Source organism: Candidatus Baltobacteraceae bacterium, from assembly GCA_036489885.1.
GTDB lineage: Bacteria > Vulcanimicrobiota > Vulcanimicrobiia > Vulcanimicrobiales > Vulcanimicrobiaceae > JAFAMS01.
Genome location: DASXEW010000001.1, coordinates 453,703 through 466,239, shown reverse-complemented (window position 1 = coordinate 466,239; position 12,537 = coordinate 453,703). Strand labels below are relative to the sequence as shown.

The following is a 12,537-nucleotide window of genomic DNA, read 5'->3' as shown; positions in this document are numbered from 1 at the left end:
CCTATGAACCCGGTCTGGGCGCAAAACGGCGGCGCATCGTTATATAGGATACGACGCCAAGCACGGCTATGACCAGGATGAAGCGGGCCGAACGCTGCAGCGCTGGGACGATGGCGTCGAGGTGTTGGCCGAAGGCGAAACCGATGTACGCCAGCGCAAAGCAAAAGATCGCCGAACCGAGCGCGTGGTACGTGAGAAAGTAGCGCTTCGGCATGCGCGACACGCCGGCTGGAAGCGCCGCGATACCGCGGATGAACGGCAAGAAGCGGCAGATGAAAATCGTGCGCGCTCCGTATCGCTCGAAGAATGCATGCGCCCGCGCCAGCTCGCGCTCGGCGCGACCGCCGAAGCGATGCGCGACCGGTGCGCCACCGTAGTATCCGATTGCGTAAAGTAAGAGCCCGCCGACGATCTCACCAAGCGTAGCGATCGCGCCCACAAGCAGCCAACTCGAGAGATGACCCGACCCGGCTGCGGCTCCAGCAACGACGATAACGACCTCCGCGCCGACCGGAATCGCCATATTGCCGAGCACCATAACAATGAAGAGCCCGGCGTAGCCGTAGCTGTGAACGAGCCCGAGAATCAGGCTCTGGTAGTGCTCCACTCCTTAACGGCTTGCCGCGAGACGGGCGAGAACGTCGGCGGCAACGCCGCCGCGCTCATCGCGAATCGCTCGGTACAAGTCGATCGGCTCGATATTGCCATCACCGACACGCTCTTCAGCGGTACGCACGATGTTGCGAACGCGCGGTGTGATCAGGATCCCCTCCCACACGCGGTCTTCTCCGGTGCCCAGCGCTCGCTTGAGCTCGGTGTAGATGTCACCGGACGAGATCTGTTCTTCGCGCAGCGCAGCCTCAACGTCGGCGTCCTGCTCTTCGATCAATGCAAAGAGCATGTGCTCGACACCAACGTAGTAATGGTTGTGATTTCGGCACTCTTGCTCTGCAAGCCGAAGCACGCGCAGTGCCGCTGGACTAAAACGTGAGAACATCGTAAATGGTCGGGGCGGCAGGATTTGAACCTGTGGCCTCTGCGTCCCGAACGCAGCGCTCTACCAAGCTGAGCTACGCCCCGACGAACTAGCCCGATGCTCCCCGTTTGCGCCGGGGTCCTCCTCAACGCCTTGCGGGGAGCGGCGCCAGGGTGTATAACTTGCCTGTTCTCCAATGAAGTACATTATCGTCGGCTGCGGCCGAGTGGGGTCGATGCTGGCGAAGCTGCTGGTCGAGGAGGGTCACGAGGTGACCGTCGTCGACGAGAATCCGGCCGCATTCAAGCGGTTGGGCAGCCGTTTTACCGGACAAGTCGAGCTCGGTACGGGAATCGACGCGGAAGTGATCCGGCGCGCCGGCGGCGAGTCGGCTGATGGGTTTGCGTCGACTACCAACGGCGACAACCGCAACGTCATGGCAGCGCTAATCGCACAGCGGCTCTTCAACATCAAGAAGGTCGTGGCGCGTATCTACGATCCGCCGCGCGGAAAAATGTACCGCGAGCTCGGCATCGAGACCGTATGCCCGACGACAGTCGGCGCGCAGCTCATTCGCGACATCCTGATCGCGCCTCCCCAAGTATCGGCAGCGTTCGATTTCGGGAAACTCAGCTCGCTGCGCTGCGCGGTTACCGACGCGGTCGCAAATCGGCGCGTAAGCGAGATCGAACGCGACGGCTCGATTCGCGTCGCCGCGATTCGCACGAACGGCGTCGTCCGCGTCGCATCACCAAATGATGTTCTCGCACGTGGAGACGAGCTGAACGTGATCCTCGCTCCCGAAGCGCTCGATCAGTTTACGAAGCTGTTCGCCGACACGAGCTTGATCGTTCCCGAGAAGGTGGGCGCCTGATGTTCATTCTGATCGTCGGCGGCGGAAAAGTCGGAACGTATCTGGCGCGCGACCTGTTGACGGAAAACCACGAGGTCGTCGTCATCGAAAAGGATGCGCGCAAAGCACAGTTCATGACGAACCTTCTCGAACAAGACGTCGCGATCGTCGGCGACGGCTGCGACCCGGTCGTGCTCACGCAAGCCGGCGTATCGCGAGCCGACGTCGTGGTTGCAGATACGGGCGATGACGAAGATAATCTTGTCGTCAGCCTTATCGCACAGAAGAATTCAAAAGCACGCTGCATCGCGCGCGTCAACAATCCGCGCAACAAAGCGATTTTCGACTCGATCGGCAAGGACGGAAATCCGATCTCGGTCATCTCGTCGACCGAGCTGATCCTGCGCATGGTTGAAGACGAAGTAAACATCTCGGAGTGCCGTCCGCTCTTGCGGCTGCGCAACGGCGACGTACAGTTGGTCAAGATGTCCGTCGAGGCCGGAACGAACGCCGACGGCAAGCGGATCGCCGATCTCGGTTTCCCGCGGAGCGCCATCGTCGTCGCCGTCGAGAGCCGTGACGGCGAGGTGACGATCCCGACGGGGGACACGCGTCTTTCGGCCGGCGATGACGTCGTCATGATGATCAAGAGCTCGGTCCGCGACCAAGTTCGCGACGTTCTCCGAGGAACGGGCGCCGCCGTCTAGGAAGCGCCGCCCATGATAACGAGGGGCGGTTTTCTTTCGGGCAGTGCGGCGACGCTCGTCGCAGCGGCGCCACCGGCTGCGCCGGCGAGCGTGGCGACTGCGTACCAGCCGGGCATGGGGTATGCCGCGTTCATCGTCATGCAGAAGCGCGGGCGACTAGCCGCGCAATTTCCGAACACGCAACTCACGTGGCGCGAGCTTTCGAACGGCGACACGATCCGTGACGGCATCATTTCGAACACGATTCAAATCGGCGTCGTCGGGACCGCGCCGTTCCTGATCGGTTGGGACCGCGGCATCCCGTGGAAGATTTTGTGCGACGCCAACAACTTCGATTTTTGGCTCGTCACGTTAGATGCGAACGTCAAGTCGCTCAGGGATCTCAAGCCCGGCGACAAGATCGCAACGCCGTCACCCGACGCCATCAATTCGATGGTCATTCGCGCCGCGCTCGTCCGTTTGGGTCTGCCAGCGAACTATCTCGACGTCGGGATGGTCGCCATGCCGCATCCGCTCGCCGAGCAGGCGCTGCTGAACCACCAGGTCGTCGCGCATATTGCGACGCCGCCCTTTGCGCAAGACGAAGTCAAACGCGGCGGACACGTCATCATGCGCACGAATGACGGCTTTCCCGGCGGCATCAGCACGACGGTAAGCGCTACGACGACAACCTTCGCTCAACAATACCCGGGCTTCATGGATGCCTACTTCAAAGAGTACGTGGAGACGGTAAAATTCATGCAAACGCACACTGATGATGCCGCAAAGATGTACGTCGACTCAACCGGCGGCAAGGCACAAATCGAGGACGTTGCGCCTTTGATGCGCGACCTTGCGAATACGCTGTTCACGATCCCACCGCATGGTGTCTTGCAAGTGGCGGCGTTCCTAGCCAAACTCGGCGTGATAAAAAATGCGCCATCGTCATTCGCGCAAATTTCGCTGGGATACGCCAACAGCGGAGCGAGTTAGATCAACCCTCGGCGCAGTGCGGTAACGGCCGCTTGCGTTCGATCGGACGCGCTCAGCTTCTCGAGAATGTCGCGGATATGGCCTTTGACCGTCCCGAGGCCGAGAAAGAGTCGCTGACCGATTTCCGCGTTACCCACCCCGTCCGCAACGAGACGCAATATCTCCAGTTCGCGCGGCGTGAGCGGGCTATCGATCGGCGGCGGGACCGGCGAGGGTGAGCCGAAATGCCGCAGCACCACATGCGCAATCTGCGGATCGAAATAGGCGCCGCCGTCAGCGACGACGTGCACCGCTGTCAGCAGATTCGACGGATCCGAGCCTTTCACGACGTACGCATCCGCACCGGCAGCGAGCGCAGCCAGAATCTCGCTATCCAGGTCGTGCATGGTGAGGATCACAATCCTCATGCCGCTCGTCTGCGCTCGCAAGCGCCGCGTCAGCTCGATACCGTCCATCCCCGGCAAACCGATGTCAAGCACGGCGACGTCGGGCGCCGTGCGCACGATCTCGGCAAAACCGGACTTTCCGTCGCCCGCTTCCGCGACGACTTCGACGTCGTCTTGACTGGCGAGCGCCGTCTTTATACCGGCTCTTGTAAGAGCGTGATCCTCGACGATTCCAACGCGAATCACGGCGCCACCGGTGTCGAGACTGCAATCCGGGGCAACTCAAGGGTGAAAACGCTTCCTTGCGGGACATTCGGCTCGTAGCGCACTCTGCCGCCGTGCTCTTCCGCGATACGCCGGACGATGTAAAGTCCGAGGCCCGTACCGCCGCCACGCGCGTGTGCGCCCGCGACGCGCATGAACAATGTGTCGCGAATCTCGTCGGGAACGCCGAAGCCTTCGTCGGCAACGCTAACCCTGACCATGCGGCCTTCGGAACGCATTTGAATTGCGACTCGGCCGCCGTCCTTCGACCAATTCACGGCATTTGCGAACAGATTTACAAGCGCGCGCCGGAGTTCTCCCGAGTCTCCGCTCACGGCAGCATCGACCGTCATAACGTCCACCGAGAGTTTCTTCGAATCGGCGAGCGGCTGCAGCTGCGCAGCGACGTCGCGGACCAAACGATCCAAGTCGATGGTGCGATGCTCGGCCGTGCGGTCACCCGATTCATACTGCGCAACCAACAGCAGTGTCTCCGCGAGGCGCTGCAGCTCGTCGTTCGCCGAGACGCTTCGATCGAGGATTTCACGGTAGCGCTCCGGCATCGGGCCGTAGGCCCCTTCACGCGCTTGGCGCAACGTCAACCCGGCAGCCGCAAGCGGAGTACGCAGATCGTGTGAAAGGGCGTAGACGATATCCCGAATGACTTCGCTGCGTTGCGCGAGTTCGTCGTTCTTCTTCGCAAGCTCGTCAAAGAGGCGCGACTGGCCGAGTGCGATGACGGCGGCCTCGGCGAAAGCGCGTAAGCTCAGCAAATCTTCTTCCGTCGTCGGACGGTCTAGCGACAGCAACAACGTTCCGTAGCGCATTCCGCCATCGATAAGCGGGACGACAACGGCAGAATCGATCTCCAGCGAGTCGAGAACGAGCCGGCCCATTGCGTCCTCACGCGAAAGCAGCGACGGCTCTTGCGCTTCGAGCGCTCGAGCCAGGACGGATTGAATCTCAGGGCGCGGCGCTTCAGTTACTTCCACGACCTCTTTGCTATTTTTGCTCGCCTCGAAGCGCGTCGCGCTCCCGGTCGTCGTTGCGCGATACAGCGAGACACGCGTCGCCGAGACGAGCCACATGGCTTCACGCGTGATCGCGCGTTCGACCAGCTCTTCGCTGAGCGAATTGCGGATGTTCTCGGAAGCTTCGCGCAGATCGCGCTCGCGGCGCACCGCCTTCGCAATTGCGATGGCCACGCCTTGCTGTTCGGCGCCTCGCTGCAATGCAAGGCCAAGCCAGCCGACGAGAATGATCGAGAGCGCTGCGAGCGCACGGTTTCCGAGTGCGACCGGATCCCAGACGCCTCCGGCTTGCAGACCGTTGATATAACCCGCGACCAAATTTGCGATAAGTCCGGCGACGACGAGTGCGCCCGTAAGACGGCGATTGCCCGCAAAAGCGCTCAGCACGATCGGGACGTCGAGTAGGATCGCAGAAATGAATAACTGCGGCGTAAAGAGATCGATCGCGAACGCCGCAATTAGGCCCGTGATGCACAGCGTCGTCAGTAGCCGCGGATTCATGAGTCTCGCCTTCGGCGGCGGAGGCTCGCAGCGCTTCCGCGAAGCGGCCTCTTGATGGACCGCGATGCCGATGCACGACCGCGCGCGGAGGAGCTGTTACGCGAGCTCGGTCTCGGAGCACGGCTTACCGTATATCTCGCAAGCGCGCCCGGCGCCGGAAAGACGCGCCGGCTCCTCGAGGAAGCCCGTGCACTCCAGCACAGCGGGATCGACGTTGCGGTCGGATGGGTCGATCTCAAGGGCCGCGCAGATCTCGAGCCGATCCTAGACGGACTGCGAATCATTCCGCCGCGAACGATCGAAACGGCCGGTTCGACGTTCGAGGATTTCGATCTCGAGGCAGCCTTGGCCGCGCATCCGACGACGATCGTCCTCGACGAGCTTGCGCACTCGAATATTCCCGGCGGACGCAACGCGAAGCGCTGGCAAGATGCGCTTGCGTTGCGCGAGGCAGGCATCAGCGTCATCGGCGCGCTCAACGTGCAACATATCGAAACCGTCGCGCCGGTTGCCGAACGCGCGATCGGCTTTCCGATCCGCGAAATCGTCCCGCTCTCATTCCTACAGGCCGCCGACCAAGTCGTTGCGCTCGATGCTCCGCCCGACCTGATCGAAGCACGCCTGCGTTCGGGGAAAATCGTCCCGCGCGACGACGTCGAACGGGCCCTCGCCGGTAGCTTCAAACCGCAAACGCTGCAGATCTTGCGTGAGCTGATGCTTCGAACGCTCGACGAGCTTACCGATCCGGTTTTGCGTCCGGTAAAGGTCTCCGCGCTTCTCGCAATTCCAATGGGGCTCGAAGATTCCGCGGTCTTCTTGCGCAAGTGCGCCGCACTCGCCGATGCCACCGATCTTTCGTTCGAAGTCGCGCGCACGGTCGAAAATGGAGAGCGGGTCGAGAAAGCGGCGCGCGCCGCCAATGCGCGCGTGATCCCATCGCTTCCGCAGGCGCATGGTTTGCCCGATTGGACGAATGCGGGCGCAACGATCGTTGCGATACCGAGCGGCGAAGCGGCGAAAACCATTGCGTCCAGCAGCATCGACCGTCACGTTTACATTGCGGATCCGAGCGCGTTGCACGTTTACGGAACGGGCACGGAGATTCGCGCACGTCATCCGTACGCGCAGACCGCGGGCGATCGTCTGCGCATCGGCTACGGCCGTTTCACGGTCTACCTCGGCGCTTCGGCGGGGTGCGGGAAAACCTACGCGATGCTGGATCGCGCGCATCAAATGAAGACCGCCGGCGTTGACGTCGTCGCAGCGCTGGTCGAAACCCACAATCGTCCGGGTACGATGCGGATGCTCGACGGACTCGAAGTGCTTCCGCGCAAAAATGGCGAGCTCGACCGGGAGGCGCTCATGATGCGCCGGCCTCAAGTCGCGCTGATCGATGAGCTCGCGCACACGAACGCTGCCGGAAGCGACTACCCCAAGCGCTATCAAGAAGTGCTCTCGATCGTGCGTTCCGGAATCTCCATTATCACCACGCTCAACGTGCAGCATTTGGAAGGGCTCTCGGACGCCGTCCTACGCCTGACCGGAACGCAGGTCCGGGAAATGCTTCCCGATGGAATTCTCGAGCTTGCCGATGACGTCGTTCTTATCGATGCAACGCCGGAGGTTTTGCGCGAACGGCTGCGTACCGGAAAGATCTATCCCGCCGAGCGCATCGACCGCGCGCTCTCGAACTTCTTCACGCTCGAAAACTTGACGGCGCTGCGCGAGCTCGCGATTCGCGAGACGATTCGTGCGCGACAAACGACGCGCTTACCCGCACCCTTCGCGCACATCGTGCTCGGCGTGCGAGCGCGCGAACGCGATATCGAGCTCATCCGGTGGACGGCTCGTTTCGCATCGCGTCTCGACGTGGAGCTGACCGTCGTGCACGTCGCACCGAATCAGGAAGCCGCAACTTTGGCCGAGATTCAATCTCTGCGGGCCGCAGCGAAGAGTGCAGGCGCGCAGTGGCTTCTCGAAGTCGATCCTAATCCGGCTGCTGCGCTCGTGCGCGTCTCACGGCAAATTGCGGATGCCGCTATCGTGATTGAGGGGGCTCGCGGGAAGAAGCGCTTTTGGCAGGCGCCGGCGTTTGCCCGGCGCGTCCTCGACGCCGGTGCCGGTGACGTCGTGCTCTTCTCGCCTGCGCCGTTCGAACCGGCTAAGACTTAGGTGCCGACGTCGCATCCAAAGCGCGATTGAGCTCGAGAACGTTGACACGGGGATCACCCAAGATTCCGAAGGTTCGCCCTTCGATATGAGCGTCGACGATTGCGCGAATCGCATCTTGCGAGACGCCGCGCGCTTTCGCGACGCGCGGGATTTGGTAATATGCCCCCTCGGGTGAAATATCCGGATCGACTCCGCTTGCGCTCGAGGTAACGAGCTCGGGCGGAATGTCGCCAGTCGCATTCGGATTGGCTTTTTTCAATGCGGCAACGGCGGCCGTAACCGAATCGATTAGCTTCTTCGACGTCGGCGCCAGGTTCGTGCCGCCCGTCTGCGTCGGGTCGTAGCCGTTCTTACCGGCTGCGGACGGACGGCCTTGGAAGTATTGCGGCTTCGTGAAGAGTTGTCCGAGCAGCGATGATCCGACGATCGTTCCTTTGTCGTCCTTGACGAGCGATCCGTATGTCTGATACGGGAAGGCGAAGGTTCCGATCAGCCATACGATCGCCGGATAAATTACGCCGAAAATAACGATCGTGATGGCCGTAAAGGTCACGGCCGGGACGAGATGCGAGAGCGTACTTTGCTTGGTTTCGGTCGTCGCTTTCATGATTAACCTGCGAGATGGAGACCGACGAGAACCACGTCGATCAGCTTGATGAACACGAACGGCACGATGATCCCACCGATGCCATAGATGAGAACATTTTCACGCAATACGGCATCCGCGCCGCGTGGACGGTAGGCCACGCCGCGCAGCGCAAGCGGAATGAGCGCAATGATGATCAGGGCATTGAAGATTATTGCCGACAGCACGGCGCTTGCTGGAGAATGCAGCCGCATGATGTTGAAGACGTTCATCGCGGGGTACGCCGTCGCAAACATCGCGGGCAGGATCGCAAAGTACTTCGCGACGTCGTTTGATATCGAGAACGTCGTCAGCGCACCACGCGTCATCAGCAGCTGTTTGCCGATCTCAACGATGTCGATAAGCTTGGTCGGGTCTGAATCGAGATCGACCATGTTCGCCGCTTCTTTGGCGGCTTGGGTCCCCGAGTTCATCGCAACGCCGACGTCGGCTTGCGCGAGCGCAGGCGCATCGTTCGTTCCATCGCCGGTCATCGCGACGAGTCGTCCAGACCCTTGCTCGCGCCGAATCAACTCCATCTTCGTTTCCGGCGTGGCCTGCGCCAAGAAGTCGTCGACGCCCGATTCTTTCGCGATCGCCGCAGCGGTCAGCGGATTGTCGCCGGTGATCATAATGGTGCGAATTCCCATTGAACGCAATCGATCGAAGCGCTGCTTGATGTTCGGCTTGAGGATGTCTTTGAGATGGATGATCCCGAGGAGGTTCCCGCCTTCGGCCAAGAGCAGCGGCGTGCCGCCGGCGCGCGCGATTCGCTCGACGTCCACGGTGAACTGCGTCTCGTCGACCTTACCACCTTGCGAGCGGACGAACGCGACGACCGCGTCGGCCGCGCCCTTACGGATCGCGTGAACGGAGCCGTTCGTCTGTACATCGAGGCCGCTCATGCGCGTGTACGCGCTGAACGGCACAAAGGTCGAACCGATCGGTGCACCGCCGTTCGGCGTCCCCATTCGCTCGGTAAGCATCACTATCGAGCGTCCTTCGGGCGTCTCGTCGGCAAGCGACGACAGATACGCCGCGCGAGCGGCCCGCTCGAGCGTCACACCGCTTACGGGAATGATTTCGGAAGCCTGACGATTGCCGAGTGTGATCGTGCCGGTCTTATCGAGCAGCAACGTGTCCACGTCACCGGCGGCTTCAACCGCGCGGCCGCTCATCGCGAGGACGTTGCGCTGCATGACGCGATCCATACCGGCGATGCCGATTGCAGAAAGCAGTCCTCCGATCGTGGTCGGAATCAGACAGACGAGCAGCGCGATCAGCACCGTGATCGATTGCACGGTTCCGGCATAGATCGAGAACGGCGCCAGCGTAGCGACCGCAATCAAGAAAATGATCGTCATGCCCGAGAGCAGGATCGATAGTGCGATCTCGTTGGGCGTTTTCTGACGCTGGGCGCCTTCGACCAAATTGATCATACGATCGAGGAACGTCTCGCCCGGATTCGCGCTGATACGGACCATGATCCAGTCCGAGAGAACGCGTGTGCCGCCGGTAACCGAGCTGCGATCACCGCCGCCTTCGCGAATTACCGGTGCGGATTCGCCCGTGATTGCCGACTCGTCGACACTAGCCGCGCCTTGAACCACGTCACCGTCGCCGGCGATGATCTCGCCGGTTTCGACTCGGATCACGTCACCTTTGCGAAGATGGGACGAAGGAATCGTCGCGTACTCGCCGTCGCGGACGAGCTTGCGAGCCTGCGTGTCGGATTTCGTCCGGCGCAAGAACTCGGCTTGGGCTTTCCCGCGTCCTTCGGCAACCGCTTCCGCGAAATTCGCGAAGAGGACAGTGAACCAGAGCCAGATCGAGATTGCGAAGTCGAAGCCCGCGCCGCTCGTCGGCGTCGAGACATGCGTCGCCCAGTCGCGGAAGAACAGGATTGAAGTGACGAGCGCGCCGACCTCGCAGATGAACATAACCGGGTTGCGCACTTGCCAACGTGGGTCCAGTTTTTTGAACGACGCACCGATTGCCGGGACGAGAATCTCGGGGTCGAACAGCGAGCGCGCTCTGGGCCGGCGTTCGATCCGTGCTTGCGAGATCATTAGTACGTCTTTCCTTGGTTGAGCAGCAGGTGCTCGACGAATGGGCCGAGCGCGTCAGCGGGTAGGAACGTCAACAGTCCCACAACGAGAACGACGCCGATCAAGAGAAACACGAACAACGGCGTCGTCGTCTTGAACGTTCCGGACGATACCGGAACGGCGCGCTTGCCGGCGAGGGATCCCGCGAGGCCGAGCACCGGGATGATCTCTGCGTAGCGTCCGCCGAAGAGCGTAACGCCGCCGATCATCTCCGTGAACGTGTTCCCGCTGATCCCGGCAAAAGCGCTGCCGTTGTTACCGGTCATCGAGGTCGTCATATACAAGATCTCGCTGAAACCGTGCGGCCCGGCGTTATTCATCGCAGCAAGACCGGCTGGAACGACGACCGCGACGGCCGCCGGACCGAGCGTGAAGAATGCGATCGAAAGAATGGCGAGCGAAGCCATCACGACTTGCCGGCGTTCGATCTTCTTTCCGAGATATTCCGGCGTGCGTCCGACCATCAATCCGGCGATGAAGACCGTGAAAATCACGAACTCCAACATGCCGTACATGCCGGCTCCGACGCCACCGAAGATGACTTCGCCGGTCTGAATGTTGATCAGCGGAATCGCGCCGGCCATCGGCAGGAACGAATCGTGCATCGAGTTGACGGCGCCGCTTGACGTTGCGGTCGTCGTGACCGCGAACATCGCCGAAGCCGCGATACCGAATCGCGTCTCCAGCCCCTCGAAGCTCTTGAAGATTCCGTGCGCGGCCATTAACGCGTTCGGCTGCGACTGGAAGTAGTAGCATGCCCAGAATCCGAGGATGTACAGCGTCGACATTGCGCCGAAGAGCACCCAGCCTTGTCGCTGATCGCGCGCGTAACGCCCAAACATGTAGGTGAGTGCGGCCGGTATCAACAGCTCGAAAAAGAGCTCGAGCCAGTCCGTAAACGGATTGGGATTCTCGTCGGGTGAGGACGAGTTTGCATTGACGAAGCCGCCGCCGTTGTTGCCGAGCTCCTTGATGCTTTCCATCGACGCCATCGGGCCTTGTGGTATCGAAACTTTGGCGCCCTCAACCGAGACGGTGTCGGTGTACGGCGAGAAGTTCTGCGGAACGCCCTGCCACAAAAGGACGAGCGCACCAACGAACGCGAGCGGAGCGAGCACGTAGAGGATCGTGCGCGTCATGTCTACCCAGTAATTGCCAAGCGTTTGCCGATCGGTGCGCACGATGCCGCGGATCAAGACGATGGCGACCGCGATGCCAGAGGCCGAGGACGTGAACATGTGCCACGCTAGGCCTGCCATTTGCGAGAAATAGCTCAGCGTGCTTTCGCCGGAATAGAACTGCCAGTTCGTGTTCGTGACGAAACTGATCGCCGTGTTGAACGCCAGATCGGGCGAGAGATTCGAGAAATGTTGCGGATTGAACGGCAGCCACTGCTGCGTCAGCAGAATCGCATAGAGCCAGGCGAAGCCGACCAACTGGAACGCGAAAAAGGCGAACGCATACGTCGTCCAACGCATCTCGCGCGAATAGTCGACGCGACACGCCGCGTACGTCGCGCGTTCGATGGGCTCCAGCACCGGTGAGAGGAACGTGCGCTCACCTTCGAAGACACGGTAGAGATATATCCCCACCGGTTTTACGCAGATGAGAACCGCGATGAACAGCAGTGCGAACTGCAACCACCCGATGATCGACATCTAAAACCGCTCCGGACGGAGCATCGCGTAGATCAAATAAACAAAGGCGGCCGCCGAAAGCACGAGGCCGGCCATATAATCGATCGTCATTGGATGCGCTCGCAACCGCCGATGTAGCGGTCGGCGAGAAAAAATAGCACGGCGCTGAGAACGAGCGCGCCGATTTGCAGTTGCCACATGGCACCAGCGTAGGATGCGCGCATGCGTACCACAACATCCGTACGGACTGTCCGAACGGACTGTCCAATCGGATCGACCGAATGGAGGCTGTCCCTTAGCCGGCG

General features: G+C 61.2%; 12 protein-coding genes and 1 tRNA gene. 4 read left to right on the top strand and 9 right to left on the bottom strand.

Annotation, left to right across the window (positions count from 1 at the left end; all coding sequences use genetic code 11):
- Position 1: 1 nt before the first annotated feature.
- The 3 genes from VGG22_02260 to VGG22_02250 all read right to left on the bottom strand — a co-directional run bounded on the left by VGG22_02260 (position 2) and on the right by VGG22_02250 (position 1,080).
- Complete coding sequence (locus VGG22_02260) at positions 2-607, bottom strand: DedA family protein (GenBank protein ID HEY1727186.1); 606 nt, start codon at positions 605-607, stop codon at positions 2-4.
- A gap of 3 nt (positions 608-610) precedes the next feature.
- Positions 611-997 carry a Clp protease N-terminal domain-containing protein gene (locus VGG22_02255; protein ID HEY1727185.1) on the bottom strand — a complete coding sequence of 129 codons (387 nt, stop codon included), beginning with the start codon at positions 995-997 and terminating at the stop codon, positions 611-613.
- 6 nt (positions 998-1,003) lie between these two features.
- Positions 1,004-1,080: transfer RNA gene (locus VGG22_02250), tRNA-Pro, on the bottom strand.
- 92 nt (positions 1,081-1,172) lie between these two features.
- On the opposite strand from VGG22_02250, the gene VGG22_02245 reads away from it, so the two are divergent.
- From VGG22_02245 to VGG22_02235, 3 genes are read left to right on the top strand one after another with little or no spacing between them, the layout of a single operon-like run.
- Positions 1,173-1,850, top strand: a complete 678-nt coding sequence (locus VGG22_02245; GenBank protein ID HEY1727184.1) for a TrkA family potassium uptake protein — start codon at positions 1,173-1,175, stop codon at positions 1,848-1,850.
- A complete protein-coding gene (locus VGG22_02240) occupies positions 1,850-2,536 on the top strand; it encodes an NAD-binding protein (GenBank protein HEY1727183.1) in 687 nt (228 codons plus the stop codon). The genes VGG22_02245 and VGG22_02240 overlap by 1 nt, the downstream gene beginning before the upstream one ends.
- A 12-nt stretch (positions 2,537-2,548) precedes the next feature.
- Positions 2,549-3,508: an ABC transporter substrate-binding protein gene (locus tag VGG22_02235; GenBank protein HEY1727182.1), complete on the top strand. Its 960-nt coding sequence runs from the start codon at positions 2,549-2,551 to the stop codon at positions 3,506-3,508.
- On the opposite strand, the gene VGG22_02230 is transcribed toward VGG22_02235, so the two are convergent.
- Entirely contained in the window at positions 3,505-4,140 is a 636-nt protein-coding gene (locus tag VGG22_02230; protein ID HEY1727181.1) for a response regulator transcription factor, read from the bottom strand. The genes VGG22_02235 and VGG22_02230 overlap by 4 nt on opposite strands.
- The gene (locus VGG22_02225; protein HEY1727180.1) at positions 4,137-5,690 is read right to left on the bottom strand and encodes a GAF domain-containing sensor histidine kinase; all 1,554 of its coding nucleotides are present in this window, start codon (positions 5,688-5,690) and stop codon (positions 4,137-4,139) included. Before VGG22_02225 ends, VGG22_02230 begins: the two co-directional genes overlap by 4 nt.
- 54 nt (positions 5,691-5,744) lie before the next feature.
- On the opposite strand from VGG22_02225, the gene VGG22_02220 reads away from it, so the two are divergent.
- Positions 5,745-7,862 carry a hypothetical protein gene (locus tag VGG22_02220; protein HEY1727179.1) on the top strand — a complete coding sequence of 706 codons (2,118 nt, stop codon included), beginning with the start codon at positions 5,745-5,747 and terminating at the stop codon, positions 7,860-7,862.
- On the opposite strand, the gene kdpC is transcribed toward VGG22_02220, so the two are convergent.
- Genes kdpC through kdpF form a run of 4 tightly spaced genes read right to left on the bottom strand, consistent with a single transcriptional unit; the run spans position 7,852 to position 12,343 of the window.
- On the bottom strand, positions 7,852-8,469 hold the full coding sequence (gene kdpC, locus VGG22_02215; GenBank protein ID HEY1727178.1) for a potassium-transporting ATPase subunit KdpC: 618 nt from the start codon (positions 8,467-8,469) through the stop codon (positions 7,852-7,854). The two genes, VGG22_02220 and kdpC, sit on opposite strands and share 11 nt — an antisense overlap.
- Positions 8,470-8,471: 2 nt before the next feature.
- Complete coding sequence (kdpB, locus tag VGG22_02210) at positions 8,472-10,556, bottom strand: potassium-transporting ATPase subunit KdpB (GenBank protein HEY1727177.1); 2,085 nt, start codon at positions 10,554-10,556, stop codon at positions 8,472-8,474.
- Positions 10,556-12,253 carry a potassium-transporting ATPase subunit KdpA gene (gene kdpA / locus VGG22_02205; GenBank protein ID HEY1727176.1) on the bottom strand — a complete coding sequence of 566 codons (1,698 nt, stop codon included), beginning with the start codon at positions 12,251-12,253 and terminating at the stop codon, positions 10,556-10,558. The genes kdpB and kdpA overlap by 1 nt, the downstream gene beginning before the upstream one ends.
- Entirely contained in the window at positions 12,254-12,343 is a 90-nt protein-coding gene (gene kdpF / locus VGG22_02200; GenBank protein HEY1727175.1) for a K(+)-transporting ATPase subunit F, read from the bottom strand.
- Positions 12,344-12,537: the final 194 nt, after the last annotated feature.